Below are 25,364 nucleotides of genomic sequence, written 5' to 3'. Positions count from 1 at the left end.
TTGTGGCTCAAGAAATCAATGAAGATTTATTACGTAATATCATTCGCGACGTGATTGCTGAAACTCAGCAGGTCGATAAGCCAATTTCGTTTAGCGAAAGCACCGCGACAGCAACTGCCGAAGTACCACACGAAACGAAGCCAGGGGCGGAAGCAGAACGGCCTGTCGATTGGTTTAAGCACGTTGGCGTTGCTAAGCAAGGCTATTCCCGCGATGAAGTTGTCATCGCTGTGGCACCTGCCTTTGCTGAAGTACTAGACCATAACTTGACGGGGATTAGCCATAAAGAAATCCTACGTCAGGTCATTGCCGGTATCGAGGAAGAAGGTTTGAAAGCCCGTGTCATCAAGGTATACCGGACATCAGATGTTTCTTTCTGTGGTTCAGAAGGTGATCACCTTTCTGGCTCAGGCATTGCCATTGCCATCCAGTCTAAAGGGACAACAATCATTCATCAGAAGGATCAAGAACCACTGTCAAACTTGGAACTGTTCCCGCAAGCACCTGTTTTAGACGGCGATACTTACCGGGCAATTGGGAAGAATGCTGCACAGTATGCGAAGGGAATGTCCCCAAGTCCAGTGCCAACGGTTAACGATCAAATGGCTCGGGTGCAGTACCAAGCACTGTCAGCCCTAATGCACATTAAGGAAACTAAGCAAGTGGTTGTCGGTAAGCCGGCTGAAGAAATCGAAGTTAACTTTAACTAGGAGGAATTGGTCATGAGTGAAATTGACGACTTAGTTGCGAAAATCGTTCAACAGATTGGCGACAACGGGAGTGCCAGCACGACCGCTTCCCAATCTGCGACGACAACTAACGAAAAGGAATTAAAGCGTAACGATTACCCGTTATACAGCAAGCACCCAGAATTGGTCCGTTCACCATCTGGTAAAGCCTTAAAGGACATTACGTTGGACAACGTTATTAACAACAATATCAAGTCTAACGATCTCCGAATCACGCCTGATACCTTGCGATTACAAGGTGAGGTGGCTAGTGATGCGGGGCGGGATGCCATTCAACGGAACTTCAAACGGGCCGCTGAATTAACATCTATTCCGGATGCACGGTTATTGGAAATGTACAATGCTTTGCGACCATACCGGTCCACAAAGGCCGAGTTGTTGGCGATTTCTAGTGAACTGAAAGATAAGTATAATGCTCCAGTGAACGCCGGATGGTTTGCAGAAGCCGCTGACTACTATGAATCTCGTAAGAAACTCAAGGGTGACAACTAGTTAGGAGTCTTCGTATGGCAAAAGTGATTGGGGTTGACATTGGTAACTCATCAACAGAAGTGGCGTTAGCTGACGTTTCCGAGAACGGTGAAGTCCAATTTATCGGTTCTGGAATCTCCGCGACTACAGGAATTAAGGGAACGAAACAGAACCTGATTGGAATCAAAAAGTCACTCAGACAAGTGTTAGATACGACCCATCTTGAGCTAAATGACATTGATTTGATTCGAATTAACGAGGCAACGCCAGTTATTGGGGATGTGGCGATGGAGACCATTACGGAAACTGTCATCACGGAATCCACGATGATTGGCCATAATCCGAACACACCGGGTGGTTTAGGAATCGGTTCTGGGTATACTGTTGAGCTCTTACAGCTCCTCAAGCAGACCGATAAGTCACGGAAGTACATTGTTTTGATCCCGAAGACTATCGATTTTGAGGATGCCGCAAAATTAATCAACGTGTACACCAAGGCTGGTTTTCAGATTACCGCCGCGATTCTCCAAAATGATGATGGGGTCCTGATTGATAATCGACTGGAAAGCAGAATCCCTATTGTGGATGAAGTTTCCCAAATCGACAAAGTTCCCGTTGGAATGCTGGCGGCAGTCGAGGTGGCGGATAAAGGGAAAGTGATTTCTCAGCTTTCTAACCCGTATGGCATCGCTACGCTTTTTGGCCTCACTTCTGATGAAACCAAGAATATTGTCCCGGTTTCCCGGGCCTTGATTGGTAACCGTTCAGCGGTGGTCATTAAGACACCGGAAGGGGATGTGAAGGCACGGGTCATCCCGGCCGGTTCAATCAAAATCGAAGGCATTCGTGATTCAGATTCCGTTAATGTTGCCGCCGGTGCCGAAGCGATTATGAAGAAAATCAATGAGTTTGATCGGATTCAGGACATCACAGGTGAGTCGGGGACCAATGTTGGCGGCATGCTGGAAAAAGTTCGGCAGACAATGGCGGATTTGACGGCTAAGCAAAACAAAGATATTGCGATTCAAGATTTACTGGCGGTCAATACGTCAGTGCCCGTGAAGGTTCAAGGTGGTCTGGCCGGTGAATTCTCAACTGAGGAGGCTGTCGGTATTGCTGCGATGGTCAAGTCTGATCACCTACAGATGCAAGTGATTGCCAACCTGATTCAAGACGATATGCATATTCCGGTCGAGATTGGGGGAGCTGAAGCTGAAGCTGCTATTCTCGGGGCCTTGACGACACCGGGAACCACCAAGCCGATTGCAATTTTGGACTTAGGAGCTGGATCAACGGATGCCTCGATTATTAACAAAGAAAATCAAATCGTGGCGATTCATTTAGCCGGTGCCGGTGACATGGTCACCATGATTATTAATTCCGAATTGGGGTTAGATGATATTTATCTAGCTGAGGATATCAAAAAGTATCCGTTAGCTCGGGTTGAAAACCTTTTCCAAATTCGGCATGAAGATGGTACTGTCCAGTTCTTTGATAAACCGTTACCATCTGACATCTTTGCCCGGACTGTGGTCATAAAACCTGATGGTTACGTGCCATTGCCAGGTGACTTGAACATTGAAAAGGTCAAGACGATTCGGCAGACGGCGAAGAAGCGAGTCTTCGTTGAGAACGCTCAGCGGGCCTTAAAACATGTGAGTCCGACTGGCAATATCCGTGATATTCCATTTGTGGTTATTGTAGGAGGGTCTGCTTTGGACTTTGAAATTCCGCAATTAGTTACTGATGAACTGTCCCACTACAATTTAGTGGCGGGGCGTGGAAATATTCGTTCGATTGAAGGACCACGAAACGCCGTGGCAACGGGGTTAATTCTCTCGTATGCCCAGGAAAGAAGGGGCGCTCATGTCAGTTGACACGGACCGACCAGCAATCTTGATTGCGGTGATCTCCGATACGACCGTTCCCACTGATTTGAAAGCGCTACTAGACGGAATTGAGGAAGAAGAGATTCCGGTTAATATGGCGCAAATTAGCGTACCAACGGCGGTCGAACGAGCCTATCAGGCAGCCCTAGCTTCCCGACTTTCTGTGGGAATTGGGTTTGATGACCAACAGATTATCGTTCACTACAAGAACTTGCCCAGTGATCAGCCGTTATTTAGTGTCTCTCGGACGGATACCGCGCAGTTTCGGGCACTGGGAGCGAATGCTGCCCGATTAGTCAAAGGTGTGCCCTTTAAGAAGTTGAAGGATTAGGTGGTGAAAAAACGATGCAAACAATTGGTTATATTGAAGTTTCGGGGTTGACCAACGCAATTGTGGTTGCTGACAAGATGTTAAAGACTGCAGAAGTTGAGTTGTCGGCACTGGATAACACCAAAGGTGGTGGCTGGATCATGGTTGTCATCAAAGGTGATGTGGCTGCCGTGTCTGTCGCCATCGAAATCGGTAAGCAGACGGTGGGTGATGCTTACGTCGGCTCAACTGTCTTAGCAAATCCGGCGCCGGGAATCGATGGGTTAAGTCAAGGGGGCCTATTTACCACCCCAGGGCCCAGACCGGATCCTGATCCCCAGACGCCAACACCAACTAAGACTTCGGAATACTCAGTCGGTAAAGTACCCCAGGTTGAAGTGATTCAACCGGAGGCCTCGGGAACTGCACCGACAAATGGTGTGCCTGTCAAGGTACAACCGGTGGGAGACGTTACGGAGACTACAAAGAAAGCCACGTGTAACTTGTGTGGCGATCCTAAGTGTTCGCGAAAACTTGGCGAACCTCGCAAAAAGTGTCTCCATTATCGAGAACTGTTTAGCAAAGAACACAAATAATAGGAGGAAATTATTATGAATAACGCTTTAGGAATGATTGAAACCAAAGGATTAGTTGCTTCGATCGAGGCCGCTGATGCAATGGTCAAAGCAGCCAATGTCGAAATGATGGGCCAAGAAAAAATTGGAAGCGGCCTGGTCACAGTTATGGTTCGTGGTGATGTTGGTGCCGTTAAGGCTGCCGTAGATGCTGGAGTCGCTGCTGCTGAAAACATTGGTGAAGTGATGAGTTCATATGTTATCCCTCGCCCACATGCTGAAGTTGAAAATATCTTGCCTAAGTCCAGTAACTCAGTTAAGTAAATATCAGCACTAAGTAGAGGTGGAATTCACTATGGATGAAACACAATTACGCGATTTAATTCATCGCATTATTCAAGAAGAAATGGATCCCAATCGGATTCCGATTGGGGTGTCTAACCACCATATTCACTTGACGGAAGAAGATTATCACATTCTGTTTCCACACCAAGAAATGGAAATTTTTAAGCCTCTTAAGCAGCCTAAAGAATTTGCTTCCAAGCAGGTTGCCGACATTGTGGGACCTAACGGGCGGATTGAACATGTCCGGATTCTAGGCCCTTGTCGGAAGCATTCTCAAGTCGAAATTGCTCGTTCTGAAGCCATTCAAATCGGCGTTGACGCTCCCATTCGGTTGTCTGGTCATTTAGATGGTGCGCCCAGTGTTAAGTTGGTTACACCGGACGGAGAGGTTACGGTTCAAGGGGTCATCATTGCCAAGCGACACATTCACATGAGCAATGACGATGCCAAACGCTTCGGCGTCAAGCTAGGAGATACTGTTTCGGTCGAGATTGATTCCGAAAATCGAAAGACTATCTACAATGATGTTATCTGCCGGCCCCGCGAAGACTTTATCTTAGAAATGCACATTGATACGGATGAAGCCAACGCAGCCAATGTTGGTCGTAATACGGTGGGACATTTGATCAAGCCTCAACACTAGAGGGGTGACCAGTCGTTTGAATTCTAATTGAAGTTGGTGATTAACTTGGATTCTTTAGTTGAAAAGGTGATGGCCCAGTTAGCCAAACGGCAACATCAACAATATGACTGTACCTATCAAGCAACCGTGTCGGTTCCTGATACCCAGATCTTTTTAGATTACGCGACCGTTGTAATTACCAATGTTTCGATTGAACTTTTGACGGCACTCTACCGGTTAGACACGGACAATGTTTGGGTTGCTTGGATTTTGCAAGGAATCGATTACCAAGTCACTTTTCAGCTTAGTTTGAATGAACTTGCGGTTCACTTTATTCCACGCAAGATGTTGTTAGACTGGCCAATTCTCTTCATTACCAATCGTCATCAGCTAGTGCAGGCGTTGGCCCACCGGGTCGTGACGCGTCAGGATCTGGCAGCCATGCCGGACAAATCCTTGGTGGTTGTAACCAGAGACCAGCACCTGACGGCTGAAGCAACTGATTTACTGGCTGCTAAAGACATGAAACTACAAACAAGGACTGATGAAGATTGTATATGGCAAAAGTAGTAGGGAGCGTGGTTTCCACGCAGAAGGATCCATCGTTGGTTGGACGGAAACTAATGATTGTGCAGCCAGTTAACTCTGATGGTCAGTCGGTCCGGCACCAAGAAGTGGCTGCTGATTCAGTTGGGGCTGGTGTTGGTGAATATGTTCTATTAGTTCGCGGCGCCGGTGCCCGGCGTGCCAGTCAGCTGGATGACGGGTTACGGGATGTTAATGATTGCGCCATTGTGGGAATTATTGACCGCTTCGATAAGTAAAGGTAAGTGAATTTAAATGCCAATTTATACTAAGGGTGGCGACAAAGGCACGACTAGTTTGTATGACGGACAACGGGTAAAAAAAGATTCCTTGCGGGTTGAAACTTACGGAACCTTCGATGAATTGAATGCAAATATCAGTCTCGCAGACAAATTGTGTGTCAGTCCGAAGAATAAGGCCATCTTACAGCATGTCGAATATAAGATGTTCTTTTTACAGGGTGAAATCGCCACACAGAATACGCAGAAATTTTTAGAGAACAGTCGGACAATTTCGGATGATGATGTTCATGAACTTGAACAAATTATCGATCACTATACGACAGAATTGCCCAAGGTCACAAGTTTTATCCTCCCGGGTGCAAGCCTGGCAGGGGCCCAACTCCATATTTGTCGAACGGTGTGTCGACGAGCAGAACGTCAATTTGTACGCTTCAGTACAGATACGGACGTTCGACCCGTTCTGGAACGATATATTAATCGGTTGTCTGACTTTATGTACATCATGGCCCGTTCCGAAGACCATGAGGCGTATGTCCAACAAGTGACAAATGAAGTGCTGAAACGGTATGCACAAGCAATGGGGCGATAAACAATGGATGAAGAACAGTTAACTCGAATTATTCGTGACGTGATTGCTAAACAAGGAGGAGAAACGATGAACAACTTATTTGATCGTCATAAAATGGAAAAGGTAATTGACGCGGCCGTAGCGCGCGCCGATGAACTGAAGGTTGGGGTATCCATCTGCTTGATGGATCAGGCCACTAACGTTCAGATGTTCTATCACATGCCGAATGCCAACCTAGTCAGTTCAACGCTGGCTCCTAAAAAGGCTTGGTCCGCCATCGCGATGAAAGAACCAACGAAGGACATCAGCAAAGATATCCAACCCGGTGCCCCTCTTTATCAGATGGAAACTATGCTGGACGGTAAATTAGTTTCTTTCCCTGGCGGTATTCCATTGGTTCTGGACGGGACACCAATTGGCGCGATTGGTGTCAGTGGTGGCTTAATTGAAGAGGATCAATCAATCTGTGAAGCAGCGGTGGCTTCCTTTATGAAGGAGAGTAAGTAGGAATGGCAGAAAATATTGAGGCACAAATCAGACGAATTTTAAATGAAGAACTCCACCAGTCTGGGACCAGCAATGGTCCAGTTGCTGGCAATGGGCATAACGGAATCTTTAAGACGGTTGACGAAGCGATTTCTGCAGCGAAAATAGCGCAAGAAGATTATGTTGATCAACCAATTTCCATGCGGAACAAAGTTCTAGATGCTATTCGTGAGGGCTTCCGGCCTTACATCCAAAGTATGGCAGAACGTATCTACAAGGAAACCGGCATGGGAACTGTCGAAGCTAAGGTTGCTAAGCTCCACAACGCCCTGTATAACACACCAGGTCCTGAAATTTTACAACCAGAAGCCGAAACTGGCGATGGTGGCTTGGTCATGTACGAATATGCACCATTTGGTGTCATTGGAGCGGTCGGTCCTAGCACTAATCCTTCCGAAACTGTGATTGCTAACGCTATCATGATGCTAGCCGGTGGAAATACGGTTTACTTTGGTGCCCACCCAGGTGCCAAGGACATCACACGTTGGACAATTGAAAAGTTAAACGAATTGGTTGCTAAAGCTACAGGATTACATAACCTGGTGGTGTCTATTGAAGAACCTTCCATTGAATCCGTTCAGGCCATGATGAAGCATCCCGACATTGCAATGCTCTCTATCACGGGGGGACCTTCCGTGGTTCACCAAGCTCTAATCAGTGGCAAGAAGGCGGTGGGTGCCGGTGCTGGTAACCCACCTGCCATGGTTGATGCAACGGCGAACATTGCGAAAGCTGCGCACAACATCGTTGATTCTGCTGCTTTTGATAACAATATTCTGTGTACCGCAGAAAAGGAAGTTATCGTGGAAGCCAGTGTTAAGGATGATTTGATTACGAAGATGCAAGAAGAAGGGGCCTTCCTAGTTACCAACATGAACGACGTTAACAAGTTGGCGGACATGACCATCGGTCCTAAGGGAGCCCCTGACCGGAAGTTTGTTGGGAAAGCTGCCACCTACATTTTGGATCAAGCAGGAATTCATTATACGGGTAATCCAAAACTGATTATTATGGAAACCGAAAAGGATCACCGCCTTGTCACGACCGAAATGTTGATGCCAATTTTACCAGTTGTCAGCTGCCCTGACTTTGACCACGTCTTAGCTACCGCGGTTGAAGTTGAACAAGGCTTGCACCATACGGCTTCGATTCATTCCGAAAACTTACCTCACATCAATAAAGCAGCTCACCGGATGAACACGTCGATTTTCGTGGTCAACGGTCCAACCTATACCGGAACGGGTGTCGGTGCAGCCGGTGCCCATGCTGGGGCCTCAGCTCTGACGATTGCTACGCCAACTGGTGAGGGGACTGCAACGGCGAAAACCTATACGCGTCGTCGCCGGTTGAATTCACCAGAAGGCTTTTCATTGCGGACTTGGGAGGCGTAAGCCATGGAAGAAATTCAAATTCCAACCAAAATTTATTCGGGAACAGATAGTTTAGACCGGCTACAGGACTTACACGGTAAGACTATTTTGATGGTCTGCGACGCCTTCTTACCGAATACGCCAACACTGAAAACAATTTGTGGTGAACTCGATAGCAGTAATCAGATTGAAATTTTTTCCGATGTGAAGCCCGATCCACCGTTGAAGAATATTATGAAGGGGGTTGAACAGTTTACGACCCTTAAACCCAACGTCATGTTAGGTATTGGAGGCGGTTCCGCCATTGATACCGGGAAGGCCATTCGCTTCTTTGGTGAAAAGATTACGAACACTTGTCTGAATTGCTTTATTGCCATTCCAACGACTAGTGGAACTGGTTCCGAAGTCACTAATACCAGTGTAATTTCCGATACTGAGAACCAGCGAAAATTCCCCATCATGGAGGACTATTTGACGCCAGATATCGCGTTATTGGATCCACAATTGGTCATGACGGCACCCAAGAGTGTCACGGCATACTCTGGGTTGGACGTCTTGACCCATTCCTTAGAATCGTTAGTTGCTAAGGGAGCTAATACCCTGACGGATGCCTTGGCTGAAAAGGGTGTGGACGTGATAACCCATCATTTGGTCACCTGCTACAAACATGGGGACAATACCGTTGCCCGTAAGGTCGTGCATGAAGCTTCCTGCGGTGCTGGTATTGCATTCAATAATGCTGGTTTAGGGTTCTGCCACGCGCTAGCCCACCAACTAGGGGCCAACTTCCACGTACCTCACGGTTTGGCTAACGCAATGTTGTTACCTTATGTAGTCAGCTACAATGCGGAACACGACGAAGTAGCGATGCACAAGTATGCGATTGCGGCGAAGAAGGCTGGTTTAGCTCCGCAAGGTATGGCGGATCGGGTTGCCGTTCGGCGGTTGATTAATCAAATTCGGTTGATGATGCGTCAGATGGATTGTCCAGCCACCTTACAGAGCTTTGGCATTGATACTAAGGACGCATTAGCCGCAACGGATACGATTGTGGCCAATGCTAAGTTAGACGCAACTTTTCCAGGAAATCCCGTAGTTCCAAGTGACGAAGATTTAGCTGCAGTTTATCACCAAATTATTAAATAACGGATGACGTTATACAAAGAGGGAATCACACTATGTCACAGAAGATTTTAGCCATTAATTCAGGTAGTTCATCCCTGAAATTCAAGCTTTATGAATTATCGGAACAAACGGTTTTGGCCAGTGGTCACGTTGATCGTATTGGCCAACGGAATAGTACGTTTACATTTGAGATTCACGGGCAAAAAACTATTCAAGCGGAGAAGATGGACGACCACCTTGCCGCGATTCAAGCCGTGGTGAACGGTCTTTTGACCAGTCATGTGATTGAACACAAATCAGAAATCATAGCGGTGGGCCATCGAATCTCACATGGTGGGCGTTTCTACACGCATCCGGTTAAGGTTGATGCTGCAGTGAAGGCTAAGATCAAGGAACTCTCTGTATTATCGCCTCTTCATAATCCTGTGAATCTTGCTGGAATCGAGGCATTTGAGAAAATCTTACCAGAGGCAGCGGAGGTCGCTACCTTTGACACGTCTTTTCATTACACGATTCCTCCTAAGGCTTACATGTATGGTCTACCGTACAATTACTTTAAAGATCACGATATCCGGCGCTATGGCTTTCATGGTCCATCACATGAATACATTGTCTTGAAGGCCCGGGAACTATTTGGAACGCAACAGACGCGTCGGATGATTACGTGTCATTTGGGAAATGGCGCGAGTCTGTGTGCCGCCCTCGATGGAAAATCCGTGAATTCTTCCATGGGCTTTACACCCCTGGCAGGGCTCTTGATGGGGACCCGTTCGGGTGATATCGACCCAGAGATTATTCCTTTTATTGAGGAACGCTTCCACATGTCTTCCGAAGACGTTCGTAAAATGCTTAACCAAGATTCGGGCTTACTCGGCCTGTCAGGATTATCGAATGATGTACGTGATTTGAATCAGGCTGCTAAAGCGGGTAATCAACGCGCTCAGTTAGCTTTGGACGTTTACGTTCATCAGATTCAACAGTACATTGGCGCCTACACAACTGACTTGAACGGACTAGATATGCTAGTCTTCACGGCTGGCGTTGGGGAACATTCCGCCATGATTCGGCAAGCGGTCTGTGCGCAATTAACGTTTTTGGGCGTTAAGCTGGACGATGAGAAGAATCGAGCTGACGCGTTGCGCATTGATGCGCCGAATAGTCGGGTTAAAGTGGCGGTGATTCCAACCGATGAGGAAGCTATCATTGCACGAGATATTAAGCAAGTTTTAGGCATCAAATAACGTGTTATTAGGAGAAGGAGGCGGCAAAGATGACCAGAAATATTGATCGGACGATTCAAGAATATGTTCCGGGCAAACAGGTTACCTTGGCCCACATCGTCGCTAATCCCACTCAGGATATCTATGATAAACTCGGGATACAATCACCGAAAAATGCGTTGGGAATTCTCACAATTACACCAGCTGAGGCGTCGATTATTGCTGGAGACGTTGCGACTAAGGCTAGCAACGTTTCACTAGGCTTTATTGATCGGTTCAGTGGCTCCGTAGTGATTGTTGGCGAAGTTTCAGAGGTTGATTCGGCGTTACACCAAGTAATTGAAACGCTTCATGACCTTCTAGACTTCGATATTCCAACGATTACGCGTACTTGAGGTGTTCAGCGATGGTTAATACAAGTCAGTTTAAGTTTGATAAGCAACAAACGATGCGTTGCGGACTTCAGGTCCGGAACGCTTTCGTTCTAGCACCATTAGATTTGCAGTTATCGTTGTTTGACGGGACCGTTAGTCGTAATGACCTCTGGTTTCACCAGCAGCATAGCCAGACGGTTGGTCTGGATATTGTGGGGTCGGCCTACGTAAATGTGTGTGCCAGTACGGCAAGTGGATCAATTAGCGTGGCGAATGACGACACTATTGCGGGCCTACATCAGTTGGCACAACGGATTCATCAGCAGGGGGCCCGTGCAATTCTACAACTTTCCCATGCGGGTCAACGAGCATATGTGGATTATCGATATAGGACGGCGATGGGGCCGAGTCCTACGGCAACGTCTGTGGCAATGAATCGCTTTGAGATTCAACAAGTCATCAATGATTTTGGTCGTGCAACGAAACGGGCGATTCAAGCGGGCTTTGACGGCGTTGAGCTTCAAGGCGCCAACCGGTTTTTGCTCCAGCAATTTATGTCCCCCTACACGAATCACCGCCAAGATGAGTTTGGTGGATCACTGGTCCACCGGGTTCGGGTTCCAATTCAAATTGTACAGCGTGTGCAACAGGTGGTCGCACATACTGCACAGCGTCCCTTTGCGGTCGGTTATCGGCTGTCCCCTGAAGAGCGCCAACCAGGTGGGCTTCGGCTCATTGATACCTTAGTCTTAGCACACCTGCTAGAAGCTTTGCAGATTGACTACTTAAGTTTGTCATTGCATCAATACCACCAACCGGCTGTGACGGGGTATACTGTTTCACCGGTGATTCAGATTTTCCACGACCAACTTAAGACATTACCCTTAATGGTTGCGGGTGGGATTCGAAATCAACGTGATTTACTAACACTGGCAGAAGAGAGTGAGTGGGTAGCTTTGGGCAAACCGATGATTTTTAATCCGGATTGGCCGAAAGACCGACGTTGCGATATTGAGCAGATGCAATTGATGACTTCACCAGAAGACCTAGGTATCAGTCCTACCTACGTCCGGCAATTATTACATAAGGGAGGCGTCGTAAAATGACCATTAAACCGGCACGCGTATTGGATATCACGGGAGGGTTTAATTTTCGTGAGCTAGGTGGTTATCCTACGGTGAATGGTGCAGCGGTTGCGTGGCACCGACTCTTACGAACCGCCCATTTAAGTGATTTGACGGCCAATGATTGGCGAGGCCTTCAGGCGTATGGCGTGGGACAGATTATCGACTTACGTTCTAGGGTTGAGAGGCGTCAGTTCCCAGATATGCCGCAACCCGGAGTTACGATACATGTTATTCCGGTTTTTGACAATGATGAGACGGAAAGTTCGACAGCCGCCGCGCAGACGCACCGTGAGTTTTCGGTGAATCCAAATGGGGGATACCGGCATATGCTGTACGTTTATCGCCGGTTAATTATTAACCCAGGCGCACAACGTGCTTATCGCCAGGTATTTGAAACACTGCTGACGACACCGAAGAATGTGGCAACGATTTTTCACTGCTCCGCAGGAAAGGATCGAACGGGAATTGGAGCCGTATTTATTCTCAGTGCCTTGGGAGTGCCCCGTAAGCAAATTTTTGCCGATTATCTTCTAACGAATTCAGCCTCGACACAACACATTGAGGCGCGGGTAAAGGATGCGAAAAATCAATACCGAACAGTGGCCTTTCAGCAATCGATTCGGGATCTCGCCTCCGTGAACATAGATTATCTGCAGCAGGCTCTAATGCTTGTGGATTACCAGTATGGCGGGATGCAAGCGTATTTGCAGGAGGTCCTTGGAATGACTCCGCAACGGCAACAAACCCTCCGTCAATTATATCTGACGCGGAGATGCGACTGACGGGGATTCGCACGTGAAAAGGAGATGTTGAGATGAAAAAAATTGGTTTGATTGCGGGGAGCTTACGGCAGAAATCGTTAGCACGACAATTAGCAAGAAATCTCGGGAGTTTGTTGCCCAGTGAATTATTACCAGTATGGGTTTCAATCGATGACCTGTCCCTTTATTCGGATCACTTAACTGACCAGGCACAACGAGCGTGCGAAGATTTTTTGACTCAAATCGCTGGCTTAGATGGGTTTTGTTTGGTCACCCCCGAAATCAATCATGAAATGCCCGGCTGTCTCAAAAATGCTTTGGACATTGCTTCGGCGACAAAACAAGGAAATCTATGGTTGGGAAAGCCGACCATTATTGCTAGTGTTTCAACGGGACTCATGGGTGGTATTAGTGCGAGTGCATCTGTTAAGCAGGTAGCGTTAACGGTAGGTCTTCGGGTGATTCAGCCCAGTGAACTTTATTTTGGGGATCTTCCCAATTTGTTAGCACCGTCAGGGCTGCTGCAAGCTGATCAAGAAACTCTGAGTTTACTTGAATTGGCAGTGACGCATTTAGCGACGGCCGTGGGGGTCCAACACCCGTTGAACTTTCATCTTACTGACCAGCAATTGACATTGGTTCGAGGGGAAAAAGAGGTTGGAACTGCTGATTTGACAATTAAGGGGAACCTATTGACGATTAAAAAAATCTTAATTCCTGAGACGAGCCGTGGTCAAGGAATTGCGGCCCAGGCAATGGTCCGATTGTTGGTTATTGCGCAGTTGTTTAGTTGGGCTATCATTCCAGAATGCACATACGCTCAGTGGTTCTTTGACCACCACGTTGCAGCCCAGCGATTGCTAGCACAGAATGATTAAATATTAGTTGCATGCACTCTAACGTGACAATGGCGAATTGGCCAGCGTCACGTTTTTCGTTCAGTCACTAGCCGAACTCACATTATCCGGTAGGTCTGAACCTTTTCGTGACTTATGATAGGCCACGAAGAGGGTGAGGAGATTGAAGTTGACGACGCAGGCCCTTTCAGGGACGGGGATGCTGATTACCTTAGGCATCGTTTATGGTGATATTGGAACATCGCCCTTGTACGTAATGAATGCGATTTTGGGGCAGAGCCGGCAACCCACTGGAACTAGTTCCAGTGCCCTGTTGGGTAGTCTTTCGTTAATCTTTTGGACATTAATGTTGATCACAACTATTAAATACGTGATCTTGGCGATGCACGCAGATAACCGTAATGAGGGTGGTATTTTTGCCTTATACGCGTTGGTACGTGAACAAGCGGCTTGGCTGATTGGTCCCGCGCTAGTGGGGGGTGCCGCTTTGTTAGCGGATGGGACACTGACGCCGGCGGTAACCGTAACGTCCGCCATTGAAGGACTCAAGGGGCAGAATCTAGGCTTTTTAAGTATTGGTGAAAACCAAGGTGTTGTCTTAGGTATCGTAACGGGAATTCTACTGGGATTGTTTATGATCCAACGGTTTGGGACCGCGCGGATTGGTCGGTCATTCGGCCCTATTATGCTGGTATGGTTCAGCTTTATTGGGGGCGTTGGTGGCTACAATTTATTAGCGGCTCCCGGTATCTTGCGGGCCCTCTCGCCCGTGTATGCCTTGCAGTTTTTAGTTAGTCCAGCCAACCGGCAAGGCCTCTTTATCTTGGGGAGCATCTTCTTAGCGACCACCGGTGCCGAGGCCTTGTATTCCGATATGGGACAGGTCGGTCGTCGCAACATTTACGCAACGTGGCCCTTCGTTTATACGATGTTAATGCTCAGTTATCTGGGTCAGGGGGCTTGGCTACTGCGCCATCCCACATTGACTACAGTTCAACTGCATCACTTGAATCCATTCTATAGTATGGTGCCTGGTCATCTATTAGTCTTGGCAATTATTTTAGCGACGTTAGCTGCCATTATTGCCTCACAGGCGTTGATTACCGGATCCTATACCCTGGTGCACGAAGCCATTGGACTCAAGCTCCTGCCGAAGCTACGGATTAAGTTTCCGGGAAATGAAATCAGTCAACTGTATATCGCTACGGTTAACTGGTTACTATGCGGTATTACGTTGAGCATCGTTTGGTATTTTCAGACGTCGGCGCACATGGAAGCCGCCTATGGCTTAGCGATTACGTTGACCATGTTGATGACGACCCTCTTACTGCACGCCTTTTTGCGCCCTCAGCATCCTTGGGGCGCCCGGTTCTTCCTGGTCGGGTTTGGGACGTTGGAGAGCCTGTTTCTATTGGCCAGTCTGGTGAAGTTCTGGCACGGTGGTTACGTGACCCTGTTCTTGACCCTCGTGATTTTGGTCGTTATGGTCTTTTGGTACGAGGGAAATCGACGCCGAGACGCCAACCTTCAACAAACGGAGTACGTGCCGTTATCGGCGTTTATCCCGCAACTACAGAAGCTAAGTCACGACGCGGAGGTACCATCGTTTGCGACGAACCTGGTTTATATTAACCGGGTCCGCTCGAACTTAGCGATTAAACGTGCGGTCATTTACTCCATCTTAGATCAGCAGCCTAAGCGCGCACGGGTCTATTGGTTCATCACGGTCAACGAAACGGACAACCCGGATGATTGTTACTACACGGTCAACATGTTGGGAACGCGCAACGTGGTGGACGTTCAGCTCTACTTAGGCTTCAAGAAACCGCAGCGGTTGAACGTCTACTTGCGTCAAATCGTGAACGAACTTCTGAACGACCACTTGATTGATCCCCAAACGCCACACTACTCCAGTGTGCCACACCGCCGCGTTGGCAACTTCAAGTTCATCATCTTGAATCAACAGTTCCAGGACCTAAGTGCGCACGACCTATCCTGGTTGGATCACTTATTGATCGGTGGGCGGCTACTCCTGCAGAAGATCACGTTATCTTCTGCCCGGTGGTACGGTCTGGAATTCAGTGACGTGATTGAAGAAAAGGTCCCGTTATTTATTGGGCAACAGCCCGATTACAGTTTGAAACAGAAAAAAGTAACCCATTAGGTGGATACAAAAGGGGGACCCACCAATAACGGTGCGTCCCCCTTTTGGGCGAATCTAGGATGAACTTAGTCTTCGTCAGTTGACGTAACCTGGTCTCGCTTCTGTGCGTTACGGTAGAAGATCCACGCAACAGCACCGAAGAAGATTGGGCCGATGATCGTCCAGAAGGCGGTCATGTAATCTTGTTCCAGAATTGGTTGTAAGCAGGTGAAGCCAATCCCACCCACTAGAATAATCATAACGATCGTAGTAATGGTGTTGGTCCAACCTTTGCTGGTAAAGATTTCGAAGGGCCGTTCCAGATCAGTACGCTTCTTGAAGAATGGGAAGGCCCCAATCAAGAAGAGGTAAGGGAAGGACGTCGAAACGTTCCCCATGTCGGTCAGGATCAGGTAGAATTCGTTGGCGGCTGAGCCCCCGAAGGCAACTAAGAAGATGAAGACGGCCACAATAGCGGCTTGAATCCACATTGCATAGGCCGGCATCCCGACTTTGTTCAGCTTAGTCATCTTCTTAGGCCACAGGTTGGGGTTGGATCCTAAGATGAAGGACTTCAACGGTGAGTAGATCAGAACGAAGAAGGACCCCATGTAAGCCATAAACATACTCAACCCCGTTAACCGGGCGAATAGATGACCTAAGCCCACGGCCGTTCCAGCTGAAACGCCCAGAGAATGTCCTAAGACCAATCCTAAGTTGTTCATTAAGACGTAGGTGATGTTCCCTAGGTTGACTTCACTCTTACCTAAGATTTGGGTCCAGTTGGTGCTGACCCCCCATAGGAAGATGGAGACGGAGTACATGATGGTAATGGCAATCGTGGAGATGATCAGTCCCTTAGGGAAGGTCTTTTCCGGACGGTCCATGCTATCCGTGATTCCCCCCATGGATTCCATTCCGGCGTAGGCGAAGACCGCATACGTGATGAAGGAAATCAGGGCCATTGGCGACGAGAAGGAAGGATTTGGTGAAGCAACGAAGCTGTGGGCCCCGTGAATGGGTTCTGCTAAGACACCCTTATTTGCGACCAGGATCACGATGCTGGCAATGAAGAAGATGGCCGTCAGGAACATCACGAACATCCCCCCAATCGAGGAAATCTTGGCAATGGAGCTGACCCCACGACTAGCGAAGAAGGTGACCACGATAATCCACAGAATCCCTAAAAGTCCGATGGTCTGGGTTGAAGTCAGGCCGAACAGGGACCAGGTCTGGGTCTTATCGCTCCCTGAGATCAGTGTGGAGAGGGGAATCCAGACCTTGCTGGCCGTGGAAAGCATCCAGATGATCCAGGAGGATAACCAGATGAAGGTCCCGATAAAGGCCCACTTCTCACCGATGGAACCCGCTAACCAGGAGTAGATTCCCCCTTTAGCTTCCTTAAAGGCGGAGCCGTATTCGGCCATCATTAAGGCACTAGGTAAGAAGAAGAGCAACGCTGCAAGGACGTACCAGATGATACTGGCGTAGCCCATTTGATCGAAAGCCACCGTTGTGTTGGCGAAACCGTAGATGGCGGTGAAAATCATTAAGATTAAATTGGCGAGTTTAATCTTTTTCTGTTTTTCCATGATAAATATCTCCCATTTGGTGATGGGCTAGTAAGCTAGTCCAGACCGTTGTTATAGATTAAGGTCTTGGTGGTAGTTGAGGGGCCCTAAGTCAGTGGCTTGGGTGATCAACTTCGCCGCGAGTTCTTGGTACTGTCGAAGCCCTAAGGCCGCGGCTTGATTGGAACGCTTAGTAACATAATCGTTTAGTTCCGTTCCGGATAGCGTTTGCGCGACCCGGTCGGTCTCCCGGACTAAGTGTGCGAGATCCACTCGTAACTGGTCGCGCACGTCGCTGGTGATAGGCCAAGCTTCGTGGTAATGGGCGTCAGTCAAGACACTGACCAACTTATACGTCCAGTAAGCGGAATCTCGGTCATAGGTGGCCGCACCCTGATGGTAAGCTTCAGGCGTGCTGGTGATGCCGGCGTAAAACGGCACATAGACACTTTGCGCGGCAACCCCCATGGCTAACCAGAGAATTCCTGATACGGCAGGGTCGCGGTCCGGACGGAGTTGTATCACGTGTGATTCTTGTGTCTTAGCCAGACTGACTGGTCGGAACCGTTTCTTATCGGCAAGCGGACCATCGCCGACGGGATCATAGGGGGTGCCTTGGTAGTGACTGCTGAGGTAGTCTTGTGCGTCATTAATGTCCAATTGCCGGTCCGCATATTGAATAAAGGGAAGATCGAATGATTGCGGTTGTGCGGTGACGTGGGGCGTGAAACAACGTTGACCGTACCAGACCCGGGGGGTGTTGTAGTACAGGTCGGATTGGTCCTGAGTCCCGAAAATGTCGCGCCAGCTAAAGCGGTCGGTGTGTGGATTCAAGTGGTTGTCCGTAACGAAGGCCTTCAGGTTAGGGGCGAACAAGAAGTTCGCGGGGTCGTTGAAATCGATGGTTTGAATCGCCATCTGGTTTGCGACCACGGCATAAGCGTTGTCGGGAATCCGTTGGGCGACCCAGTAGTGTCCGGCACCCGTTTCCAGGTACCAGGCTTCGTGCTGGTCTGCAAACAGGATACCGTTAGACTCAGACGTCCCGTAGACTTCGACGATTTTTCCTAGTCGTTGGACCCCTTCTCTGGCAGTGCGGATGTAGGGGAGAACCACGGTCACCATGGCTTCCTCACCAATCCCGTCTTTGACCAAAGGATCGGCCCCTAAGACCCGTTTGTTAGAGTAGGTACTTTCAGTGGCACTCATCGCGACACCGTATTCATTGATCCCGGCTTCTTCGAATAGCCCGTACTTCGTGGTCCATTCCGGCGTTGCCGTGTACTTCGCAGCCGTTAAAGGCAGGGGCATGGTGAACCCGTTATCGGGACTGACGTAACTTTGCGGGGTGGTCGCCGTTTTGGCAGCGTGCACTACGAAGTGCTTCGGCCAGGCGGCCTTGGCGTCTTCATTACGTCCAATCATGACGGATCCGTCAATACTGGCTTTAGCGCCAATGAGGATACTGGTACAAGCAGAGTAATTCATGAGAAGGCTCCTTTCATTTTTTTGTATAAAATTACACATTATTATTTTACCATCTTTCCCAAGAACCCAACGGAAATCCCGGGAGTTCTAATCAAGAAATTTATAATTCTCATCTAAAATATTATTTATGCAAAGTATAACGGTTACATGTATACCACTAAAAATGAGAAGATATCCGGTGTTCCCCTTAAAAAGCGGTGTTTCGTGCTAGTCAGCGCTTGGGGGATGTGGTTAAATAATGACAAACACTGTTTTTGAGAAGGGTGGAATATGAGAATGGCATTAGAAAAAGACCAGATGGGTCGGCAGATTTTAGTGCTGATAGGGTCCGCGGTCATCAGCGCCATTGCCCTAAACGAGTTTTTGATTCCTGGTAAGATCTTTAGTGCGGGAATTAACGGAATCTCGCAGATTTTGGCGATGTTATTACAGATGGTGGGCTTACACGTCAATACGGGGTGGTTTATCCTGTTGTTCAACGTCCCGATTGGCTTATTAGGTTGGTTTAAGGTGGGCCGGGGCTTTACGTTTTACTCAATCTTAGTGGCGATTTTTACCTCAATTCTGACCATCGTGATTCCGGTCGAATTCGTGGCGCACAATACGCTATTAGCTGCCCTGTTTGGGGGCATCTTGACGGGGATCGGTGTCGCGTATCCCTTAAAATATGGCTTCTCGACCGGGGGGATGGACATCGTTGCCGTCGTTCTCGAGAAGACCACGGGGCGAACGATTGGAACGCTAATGCTGATGATCAACCTGGGAATCGTCCTGATTGCGGGGGGCCTATTTGGTTGGGAAAGTGCGCTGTACACGATTATTTCCATCTACGCGATGTCCCGGGTCGTCGATAGTATTCACACGCGCCACCAAAAATTAACGGCGTTTATCGTTACCCAACAGCAGGATGCGGTCATCGAAGCGCTCAGCTCAACGTTGATTCGGGGCATCACGATTATGCCCGCAGTGGGGGCTTATCGCCGGCAAGATAGTGCTGTCCTGATGGTGGTCATTTCGCGGTACGAGTTATATACCCTCGAGCATGCCGTGAAGGAAACGGATCCCCACGCCTTCGTCAATCTGGTGAACACGATCGATATCGAAGGGAACTTCTACAACGAGACGGAACAGTTGAAGATTCGCCAGACCGAGCGGCCCCAATAATAGTGGGGGAATGATTGCTCTTAGGGAGGCTTATCGGTATAATAGAAGCTACTTTACATGGAAGGGAACGAGATAAATGCCAATTGTCAACATTGATTTAATTGCGGGTCGCTCACAAGCTCAATTGAAGGCCTTAGTCGAAGACGTCACCACTGCGGTTACCAAGAACACGGGGGCGCCAGCAGAACACGTGCACGTCATCTTACGGGAGATGCAACCCAACCGTTACGGTGTCGCTGGTGTTTTGAAGAGCGACGAAAAGTAAGTCGCTACTGAAAAACTGAAGAAAAAATTATGAACCGCCACCAACGTTGATATTATCAGCTTGGTAGCGGTTTTATTGACACTTGATATTGGCGTTATGGGGACTTTTCGGTATACTAGAGACAATTGTGAAACCCCGACGACGATTCGCCGGTGTTAATGAACGTAACGAATGGAGATTCTGATGATGGATGATCAACAATACATGATGGCAATTGACGAAGGGACGACCAGTACCCGGGCAATCTTATTTGATCGCCACGGTCAAATCGCGGGACAAGCGCAACGGGAATTTCACCAATACTTTCCTCAACCCGGCTGGGTCGAACATGATGCAAACGAAATTTGGAATGCGGTGCAGTCCGTGATTTCAGATGCTTTGATTGACTCCGAGATTCAACCCTACAAGGTACGGGGAATCGGCATCACCAATCAACGGGAAACCACGATCGTGTGGGATAAGCGGACGGGGGAACCCATCTACCACGCCATTGTTTGGCAATCGAAGCAGACTAGCGCCATTGCTGACCAGCTCAAGGCGGATGGTCGCACGGAAGCAATTCACCGGAAGACGGGGTTGGTCATTGACTCCTACTTCTCTGCGACTAAGATCAAGTGGATCTTGGATCACGTTGAGGGCGCCCGGGAGCGGGCCGAACGGGGCGAACTTCTCTTCGGAACGATCGACACCTGGATTCTCTGGAAGCTAACGGGGGGCCGGGTCCATGCGACCGACTACACCAATGCCAGCCGGACCATGCTGTTCAACATTCAGACGTTGGACTGGGACGAAGAAATCCTCGATTGGCTGGGGATTCCGTCCGTGATGCTCCCCGAGGTCCGTTCTTCGTCTGAAATCTACGGCTACACGGCGGGGTACACGTTCTCCGGGGTCCAGGTGCCCATTTCCGGCATTGCCGGGGACCAGCAAGCGGCACTCTTCGGTCAAACGGCCTTTGATCGGGGGATGGTCAAGAACACCTACGGAACCGGGGCGTTCATCATGATGAACACGGGGAATCAACCGACGTTATCGAATAACGGGTTGTTGACCACGATTGCTTACGGTCTGAATGGTGAGATCAACTACGCGCTAGAAGGGTCGATCTTCGTGGCGGGTTCCGCGGTGCAGTGGCTACGGGACGGGATGCGGTTCTTTGAACATGCTAGCGAATCCGAGAAGATGGTCGTGGATGCGGAAACCACTGGTGGTGTCTACGTTGTGCCAGCCTTTACGGGACTGGGAGCGCCATACTGGAATCAAGAGACCCGGGGGGCCGTCTTCGGGCTGACCCGGGGAACCACGCGGGAACAATTCGTACGGGCCACGGTCGAAGCAATTGCGTACCAGACACGGGACGTGGTGGACACCATGACCAAGGAGACCAGCTTACCGATTCAATCGCTTAGCGTTGACGGTGGAGCGGCCAACAACGATTTCTTGATGCAGTTCCAGGCGGATATTTTAAATACGCCGATCAAGCGGGCAGCCATCAATGAAACTACGGCGTTGGGCGCAGCTTACCTGGCGGGCCTGGCAGTGGGCTTCTGGCCGGACCTGGACAGCATTCGCAAGATGCACAAACTGCGGGATGAGTTTACACCGCAGATGGCGGAAAAGCGCCGGGACCGGTGCTACGCAGGATGGCAAGCGGCAATCACGGCCACGCAAGCCTTCCATCAAGTTGATTAAACTAGTGATTTGCAGAGCCTGGGACCAAACGCCCAGGCTTTTTTGATACGGTACTGAAACGAGCAACCAAGGGCAGTCAGCTCTGCTTACGGGGGCAATGCTCGGCTACACCGCTGTTTGGCCCACTCTTTTGGCTCGTAGTTTAGATTTTCTTTTTGAGGTGGCGACCGCTATAATTTAGATAGTTAATTAAAAGGAGGACAATATTTTATGAAAGCAGCTGTATTTGCTAAAGCGGGTCAGATGGACGTTCAAGATATTGAGAACCCCACGATTCAACAGCCAGATGATGTGATTATCAAAGTCGTTCGGGCGTGTGTTTGTGGGTCCGACCTGTGGGCTTACCGGGGCCTGGATGATAAGGCCGCAAATTCAGAAAACACTGGTCACGAGGCCATTGGAATCGTTGAGACCGTCGGCGAAGCCATTACTACGGTCAAGCCCGGTGATTTTGTGATTGCGCCGTTTACTCACGGTTGTGGGCACTGTGCCGCGTGTCTAGCCGGTTTCGATGGTGTTTGTCAGTCGCATACGGATAACTTTAGCGATGGTGACCAAGCCGAATACATTCGTTTCCAGCACGGCCAGTGGGCGTTGGTCAAGATTCCCGGCCAGCCTAGTGACTATAGTGATGGCATGCTGAAATCGTTGCTGACTTTAGCGGATGTCATGGCCACGGGATACCATGCTGCCCGGGTCGCCAACGTCCATGCTGGTGATACGGTCGTGGTCTTGGGGGACGGTGCCGTGGGTTTATGTGCCATCATTGCCGCCAAGATGCTGGGTGCTAAGCGCATTATCTCCACTAGTCGCCATGCCGACCGGCAAGCCTTAGCCCAAGAGTTCGGTGCGACCGACAACGTGGCTGACCGGGGCGACGACGCGGTCAAGCAGATCATGGCGTTGACTAACGGTGCCGGTGCCGATGCTGTTCTGGAATGTGTTGGGACGGAACTTTCGACGGAGACGGCAATGCAGGTCGGTCGTCCAGGTGCCGTGGTTGGTCGCGTCGGCTTACCGCACACGACTAAGATGGACGTCACCGCGCCATTCTACCGCAATACGATTCTGGCAGGGGGTCCAGCTTCCGTGACGACCTACGACAAGCAATGCCTGTTGAAGGCCGTCTTGGATGGTCAGATTAATCCGGGAAAAGTCTTTACGCAGACCTTCCCGTTGGATCAGATCGATGCTGCCTACCAGGCCATGGTTGATCGCAAGGCCATCAAGTCCTTTGTCGTGGTCAGTGATTAAAAAAGGTTCATGAAAGTCCTTTAGGAAATGCCCTGGTGGGGAAATCCTAAAGGACTTTTTTGAAGTTCATCCTAATCCATAGGCCTACAAAAGGTTGTAGGTGTGATATACTTAAAGATGTACATGTAACCGATTACATAGATTAAGGAGTGATTTGATGCGTGGATGGCGATTTACGGATACCAACGTTCCGTTGAAATTGGTGGAACAACCGGACCCAGAACCAGCAGACGATGAAGTGGTGATCGCGGTGAAGGCCGCGGGGCTGTGCCACACGGACGTGGGGATTTTACACGACCCGAACTGGTTGCCACTAATCAAAGCACCAGTGATCTTAGGTCACGAATGTGCTGGTCAGATCATTAAGGTCGGGGCTAACGTCAAGGATTACCAGATTGGCGATCGGGTCGGTGTCTCACCGCAGAACCCGGAGACTGGCCAGACGATTGGCTGTATGCGTGACGGTGGCTATTCCGATATGGCCGCAGTGCCAGCCAATCAATTAGTCCCACTGCCAGATGGCGTCAGCTACGTTCAGGGGGCTTCCGCGACCGATGCGGGGATGTCTTCTTACCACCCCTTATTCGTGACGGGGAAGGCCAAACCTGGCATGAAGGTCGGTATCATTGGCATCGGTGGCTTAGGCGAGTTTGCGGTTAACATGGCTGTGATTGCCGGATGCAAGGTCTATGCGGTGGATACCAAAGCGTCCGCACGACAATGGGCCGAAAAGATTGGGGTTGAGGCCGCTTATGCGGACATCGCAGACCTTAAGGACCAAGACATTGACTTGATTATTGACTTTGCTGGTTTTGATACCACGACCAACGAAGCGGCGAAGGCGGTTAAAGCCGGCGGAACCGTAGTGGTTGTCGGAATGGGCATCCTCCACAGTACGATTGACACGGGGAACCTGATTACGCGTAACGTGACGTTAGTTGGTAATTCTGGAGGAACGCCGGAAGACATTGCTAACGTCTACAAGTACTTCCAGACGGGGAAGATGCACCCGGATCTCCCAACGACCACCTTCGATAAGATTCCAGAGGGCTTAGTTTCTCTAGAAAAGGGCGAGGTTGTGGGACGTTTGATTGCGTCTCGAGATTAATAGGATGTGTAAAAAAAGAGTCTAACGCAGATCCCTCACGAGGGAGTGCGTTAGGCTCTTTATGCTTATTCGGCCAATTCTAGGTAGTCTTGCAGGTAGTTGGCTAAACCGTCGTGTTGGTTGTCTAACGGCGTCACGTCGTTGGCGATTCCCTTAATGGCGGGCGTCGCATTTTGCATCGCAACACCCCAGCCAGCGTAATCGAGCATGGCAGAATCGTTATGTTCGTCACCAAAGGCAATGATGTTTTGGCGTTTGACTTGATAATGATCGGCTAGAACTTCGACCCCGGTGGCCTTTTGAACACCCTTGGCCCCGAGCTCGACTACGGAGTGGGGACCACCCCAAGGCGCAGCGTCAATTACGTCGCCGAAGTTATGCCGTAGGTAGCTCAGCAGGTGTTCTTCGTGACTGTGGTCGACAGCGATCGTTAGACTGGTCGGGTCCTGGGCCAAACTCTTTTGGTTCAAAATCTGGTTGGCTTGAAGAACGGACGGGAAGAAGTCCAGGGCAACGGGCCGTTCCTTTAGGGCGAGAAAGAGGTTCTTTCCTTCCGCGGCCATCATGTTGATCCCCAGCTCCTGCCGGTGGGCCATCAGGTCGAAGGCCACTTCCCGGTCGAAGGTGTATTGATACTCGCCTGCCCAGTGGTGGTTGGGGATGTGTCCTAGGCTCCCGTTGAAGTTGATCATGGGGCCGTCTAGGTGGAGCTGATCATAGATTCCGGTGGATAGCCGGTTAGGCCGTCCCGTAACGATACTAACCAGGTGTCCCGCCTGGCGTGCCGCGGTTAAGACCGCTTGGGTTTTAGGACTGATTTCAGAAGCGTTGTTCAAAGTCGTTCCGTCTAAATCAATGGCAATTAGTTTTCGTTCCATTAAGAACACCTCACATGTAAATGACTAAGTCCTCCCAATTTACCACAAAATGAAAATGAAAGCGA

The 25,364-nt window shown here is 49.4% G+C and carries 27 protein-coding genes; 24 read left to right on the top strand and 3 right to left on the bottom strand.

Features of this window, described 5'->3' with window-relative positions; genetic code table 11:
* Nucleotides 1-2: 2 nt before the first annotated feature.
* From FD30_RS01955 to FD30_RS01865, 19 genes are all read left to right on the top strand, one after another.
* Complete coding sequence (locus FD30_RS01955) at nt 3-710, top strand: propanediol/glycerol family dehydratase medium subunit (RefSeq protein WP_056943690.1); 708 nt, start codon at nt 3-5, stop codon at nt 708-710.
* 12 nt (nt 711-722) lie between these two features.
* Nucleotides 723-1,241, top strand: a complete 519-nt coding sequence (locus tag FD30_RS01950) for a diol dehydratase small subunit (protein WP_056943689.1) — start codon at nt 723-725, stop codon at nt 1,239-1,241.
* Nucleotides 1,242-1,255: 14 nt separating this feature from the next.
* Nucleotides 1,256-3,097, top strand: a complete 1,842-nt coding sequence (locus FD30_RS01945) for a diol dehydratase reactivase subunit alpha (protein ID WP_056943688.1) — start codon at nt 1,256-1,258, stop codon at nt 3,095-3,097.
* Entirely contained in the window at nt 3,087-3,440 is a 354-nt protein-coding gene (locus tag FD30_RS01940) for a glycerol dehydratase reactivase beta/small subunit family protein (protein ID WP_225426449.1), read from the top strand. The genes FD30_RS01945 and FD30_RS01940 overlap by 11 nt, the downstream gene beginning before the upstream one ends.
* A 14-nt stretch (nt 3,441-3,454) precedes the next feature.
* Nucleotides 3,455-4,015, top strand: a complete 561-nt coding sequence (locus FD30_RS01935) for a BMC domain-containing protein (protein ID WP_056943686.1) — start codon at nt 3,455-3,457, stop codon at nt 4,013-4,015.
* A gap of 12 nt (nt 4,016-4,027) precedes the next feature.
* Nucleotides 4,028-4,318, top strand: a complete 291-nt coding sequence (locus FD30_RS01930) for a BMC domain-containing protein (protein ID WP_275452881.1) — start codon at nt 4,028-4,030, stop codon at nt 4,316-4,318.
* Between the two features lie 31 nt (nt 4,319-4,349).
* Nucleotides 4,350-4,982, top strand: coding sequence for a phosphate propanoyltransferase (locus tag FD30_RS01925; protein WP_056943684.1), 633 nt, complete (start codon nt 4,350-4,352; stop codon nt 4,980-4,982).
* Nucleotides 4,983-5,018: 36 nt separating this feature from the next.
* On the top strand, nt 5,019-5,531 hold the full coding sequence (gene pduM / locus FD30_RS01920; RefSeq protein ID WP_225426450.1) for a PduM family microcompartment protein: 513 nt from the start codon (nt 5,019-5,021) through the stop codon (nt 5,529-5,531).
* Complete coding sequence (locus FD30_RS01915; protein WP_275452880.1) at nt 5,519-5,785, top strand: EutN/CcmL family microcompartment protein; 267 nt, start codon at nt 5,519-5,521, stop codon at nt 5,783-5,785. The genes pduM and FD30_RS01915 overlap by 13 nt, the downstream gene beginning before the upstream one ends.
* Before the next feature lie 16 nt (nt 5,786-5,801).
* On the top strand, nt 5,802-6,377 hold the full coding sequence (locus tag FD30_RS01910; protein WP_056943681.1) for a cob(I)yrinic acid a,c-diamide adenosyltransferase: 576 nt from the start codon (nt 5,802-5,804) through the stop codon (nt 6,375-6,377).
* A 3-nt stretch (nt 6,378-6,380) separates the two neighbouring features.
* A complete protein-coding gene (locus FD30_RS01905; protein WP_056943680.1) occupies nt 6,381-6,863 on the top strand; it encodes a GlcG/HbpS family heme-binding protein in 483 nt (160 codons plus the stop codon).
* Nucleotides 6,864-6,865: 2 nt separating this feature from the next.
* Nucleotides 6,866-8,293, top strand: coding sequence for an aldehyde dehydrogenase family protein (locus FD30_RS01900; protein ID WP_056943679.1), 1,428 nt, complete (start codon nt 6,866-6,868; stop codon nt 8,291-8,293).
* 3 nt (nt 8,294-8,296) lie between these two features.
* Nucleotides 8,297-9,418, top strand: coding sequence for a 1-propanol dehydrogenase PduQ (locus FD30_RS01895; protein WP_056943678.1), 1,122 nt, complete (start codon nt 8,297-8,299; stop codon nt 9,416-9,418).
* Nucleotides 9,419-9,450: 32 nt separating this feature from the next.
* A complete protein-coding gene (locus FD30_RS01890) occupies nt 9,451-10,638 on the top strand; it encodes an acetate/propionate family kinase (RefSeq protein ID WP_056943677.1) in 1,188 nt (395 codons plus the stop codon).
* A 29-nt stretch (nt 10,639-10,667) separates the two neighbouring features.
* Nucleotides 10,668-11,012, top strand: a complete 345-nt coding sequence (locus tag FD30_RS01885) for a BMC domain-containing protein (protein ID WP_056943676.1) — start codon at nt 10,668-10,670, stop codon at nt 11,010-11,012.
* Nucleotides 11,013-11,023: 11 nt separating this feature from the next.
* A complete protein-coding gene (locus FD30_RS01880; RefSeq protein WP_146999986.1) occupies nt 11,024-12,097 on the top strand; it encodes an oxidoreductase in 1,074 nt (357 codons plus the stop codon).
* On the top strand, nt 12,094-12,900 hold the full coding sequence (locus tag FD30_RS01875; protein WP_056943675.1) for a tyrosine-protein phosphatase: 807 nt from the start codon (nt 12,094-12,096) through the stop codon (nt 12,898-12,900). The genes FD30_RS01880 and FD30_RS01875 overlap by 4 nt, the downstream gene beginning before the upstream one ends.
* Nucleotides 12,901-12,932: 32 nt before the next feature.
* A complete protein-coding gene (locus FD30_RS01870) occupies nt 12,933-13,757 on the top strand; it encodes an NAD(P)H-dependent oxidoreductase (RefSeq protein ID WP_056943674.1) in 825 nt (274 codons plus the stop codon).
* Nucleotides 13,758-13,935: 178 nt separating this feature from the next.
* Complete coding sequence (locus FD30_RS01865; protein WP_056943770.1) at nt 13,936-15,900, top strand: KUP/HAK/KT family potassium transporter; 1,965 nt, start codon at nt 13,936-13,938, stop codon at nt 15,898-15,900.
* Nucleotides 15,901-15,965: 65 nt separating this feature from the next.
* On the opposite strand, the gene yjeM is transcribed toward FD30_RS01865, so the two are convergent.
* Nucleotides 15,966-17,471, bottom strand: coding sequence for a glutamate/gamma-aminobutyrate family transporter YjeM (gene yjeM / locus FD30_RS01860; protein WP_056943673.1), 1,506 nt, complete (start codon nt 17,469-17,471; stop codon nt 15,966-15,968).
* 51 nt (nt 17,472-17,522) lie between these two features.
* Nucleotides 17,523-18,938, bottom strand: coding sequence for a C69 family dipeptidase (locus FD30_RS01855; RefSeq protein ID WP_056943672.1), 1,416 nt, complete (start codon nt 18,936-18,938; stop codon nt 17,523-17,525).
* Nucleotides 18,939-19,208: 270 nt separating this feature from the next.
* On the opposite strand from FD30_RS01855, the gene FD30_RS01850 reads away from it, so the two are divergent.
* The 5 genes from FD30_RS01850 to FD30_RS01830 all read left to right on the top strand — a co-directional run bounded on the left by FD30_RS01850 (nt 19,209) and on the right by FD30_RS01830 (nt 24,421).
* Nucleotides 19,209-20,102 (top strand): YitT family protein, encoded by an 894-nt coding sequence (locus tag FD30_RS01850; protein WP_371862339.1) that lies wholly within the window; start codon nt 19,209-19,211, stop codon nt 20,100-20,102.
* Nucleotides 20,103-20,178: 76 nt separating this feature from the next.
* Nucleotides 20,179-20,367 carry a 2-hydroxymuconate tautomerase gene (locus tag FD30_RS01845; protein WP_024746403.1) on the top strand — a complete coding sequence of 63 codons (189 nt, stop codon included), beginning with the start codon at nt 20,179-20,181 and terminating at the stop codon, nt 20,365-20,367.
* Between the two features lie 186 nt (nt 20,368-20,553).
* Nucleotides 20,554-22,059 (top strand): glycerol kinase GlpK, encoded by a 1,506-nt coding sequence (gene glpK / locus FD30_RS01840; RefSeq protein WP_056943670.1) that lies wholly within the window; start codon nt 20,554-20,556, stop codon nt 22,057-22,059.
* A 210-nt stretch (nt 22,060-22,269) separates the two neighbouring features.
* Nucleotides 22,270-23,313 (top strand): zinc-binding dehydrogenase, encoded by a 1,044-nt coding sequence (locus tag FD30_RS01835; protein WP_056943669.1) that lies wholly within the window; start codon nt 22,270-22,272, stop codon nt 23,311-23,313.
* A 157-nt stretch (nt 23,314-23,470) separates the two neighbouring features.
* Nucleotides 23,471-24,421: a zinc-binding dehydrogenase gene (locus FD30_RS01830; RefSeq protein ID WP_056943668.1), complete on the top strand. Its 951-nt coding sequence runs from the start codon at nt 23,471-23,473 to the stop codon at nt 24,419-24,421.
* Nucleotides 24,422-24,486: 65 nt separating this feature from the next.
* Here the strand turns inward: FD30_RS01830 and FD30_RS01825 are convergent, their stop codons facing one another.
* Nucleotides 24,487-25,299, bottom strand: coding sequence for a Cof-type HAD-IIB family hydrolase (locus tag FD30_RS01825; RefSeq protein ID WP_056943667.1), 813 nt, complete (start codon nt 25,297-25,299; stop codon nt 24,487-24,489).
* Nucleotides 25,300-25,364 lie beyond the last annotated feature (65 nt).

This window comes from Levilactobacillus namurensis DSM 19117 (assembly GCF_001434785.1).
Taxonomy (GTDB): domain Bacteria; phylum Bacillota; class Bacilli; order Lactobacillales; family Lactobacillaceae; genus Levilactobacillus; species Levilactobacillus namurensis.
This window is presented reverse-complemented; position numbering and strand designations above follow the sequence as displayed.

Excerpts from the sequence above, each read along its gene's own strand:
- FD30_RS01865 (WP_056943770.1), top strand. The coding sequence starts at position 13,936 with ATGCTGATTACCTTAGGCATCGTTTATGGTGATATTGGAACATCGCCC.
- FD30_RS01945 (WP_056943688.1), top strand. The coding sequence starts at position 1,256 with ATGGCAAAAGTGATTGGGGTTGACATTGGTAACTCATCAACAGAAGTG.
- FD30_RS01895 (WP_056943678.1), top strand. The coding sequence starts at position 8,297 with ATGGAAGAAATTCAAATTCCAACCAAAATTTATTCGGGAACAGATAGT.
- FD30_RS01855 (WP_056943672.1), bottom strand. The coding sequence starts at position 18,938 with ATGAATTACTCTGCTTGTACCAGTATCCTCATTGGCGCTAAAGCCAGT.
- FD30_RS01925 (WP_056943684.1), top strand. The coding sequence starts at position 4,350 with ATGGATGAAACACAATTACGCGATTTAATTCATCGCATTATTCAAGAA.
- FD30_RS01905 (WP_056943680.1), top strand. The coding sequence starts at position 6,381 with ATGGATGAAGAACAGTTAACTCGAATTATTCGTGACGTGATTGCTAAA.
- FD30_RS01870 (WP_056943674.1), top strand. The coding sequence starts at position 12,933 with ATGAAAAAAATTGGTTTGATTGCGGGGAGCTTACGGCAGAAATCGTTA.
- FD30_RS01900 (WP_056943679.1), top strand. The coding sequence starts at position 6,866 with ATGGCAGAAAATATTGAGGCACAAATCAGACGAATTTTAAATGAAGAA.
- FD30_RS01825 (WP_056943667.1), bottom strand. The coding sequence starts at position 25,299 with ATGGAACGAAAACTAATTGCCATTGATTTAGACGGAACGACTTTGAAC.
- yjeM (WP_056943673.1), bottom strand. The coding sequence starts at position 17,471 with ATGGAAAAACAGAAAAAGATTAAACTCGCCAATTTAATCTTAATGATT.
- FD30_RS01830 (WP_056943668.1), top strand. The coding sequence starts at position 23,471 with ATGCGTGGATGGCGATTTACGGATACCAACGTTCCGTTGAAATTGGTG.
- FD30_RS01935 (WP_056943686.1), top strand. The coding sequence starts at position 3,455 with ATGCAAACAATTGGTTATATTGAAGTTTCGGGGTTGACCAACGCAATT.
- FD30_RS01915 (WP_275452880.1), top strand. The coding sequence starts at position 5,519 with ATGGCAAAAGTAGTAGGGAGCGTGGTTTCCACGCAGAAGGATCCATCG.
- FD30_RS01890 (WP_056943677.1), top strand. The coding sequence starts at position 9,451 with ATGTCACAGAAGATTTTAGCCATTAATTCAGGTAGTTCATCCCTGAAA.
- FD30_RS01835 (WP_056943669.1), top strand. The coding sequence starts at position 22,270 with ATGAAAGCAGCTGTATTTGCTAAAGCGGGTCAGATGGACGTTCAAGAT.
- FD30_RS01880 (WP_146999986.1), top strand. The coding sequence starts at position 11,024 with ATGGTTAATACAAGTCAGTTTAAGTTTGATAAGCAACAAACGATGCGT.
- glpK (WP_056943670.1), top strand. The coding sequence starts at position 20,554 with ATGGATGATCAACAATACATGATGGCAATTGACGAAGGGACGACCAGT.
- FD30_RS01950 (WP_056943689.1), top strand. The coding sequence starts at position 723 with ATGAGTGAAATTGACGACTTAGTTGCGAAAATCGTTCAACAGATTGGC.
- FD30_RS01940 (WP_225426449.1), top strand. The coding sequence starts at position 3,087 with ATGTCAGTTGACACGGACCGACCAGCAATCTTGATTGCGGTGATCTCC.
- FD30_RS01910 (WP_056943681.1), top strand. The coding sequence starts at position 5,802 with ATGCCAATTTATACTAAGGGTGGCGACAAAGGCACGACTAGTTTGTAT.
- FD30_RS01875 (WP_056943675.1), top strand. The coding sequence starts at position 12,094 with ATGACCATTAAACCGGCACGCGTATTGGATATCACGGGAGGGTTTAAT.
- FD30_RS01850 (WP_371862339.1), top strand. The coding sequence starts at position 19,209 with ATGAGAATGGCATTAGAAAAAGACCAGATGGGTCGGCAGATTTTAGTG.
- FD30_RS01845 (WP_024746403.1), top strand. The coding sequence starts at position 20,179 with ATGCCAATTGTCAACATTGATTTAATTGCGGGTCGCTCACAAGCTCAA.
- FD30_RS01885 (WP_056943676.1), top strand. The coding sequence starts at position 10,668 with ATGACCAGAAATATTGATCGGACGATTCAAGAATATGTTCCGGGCAAA.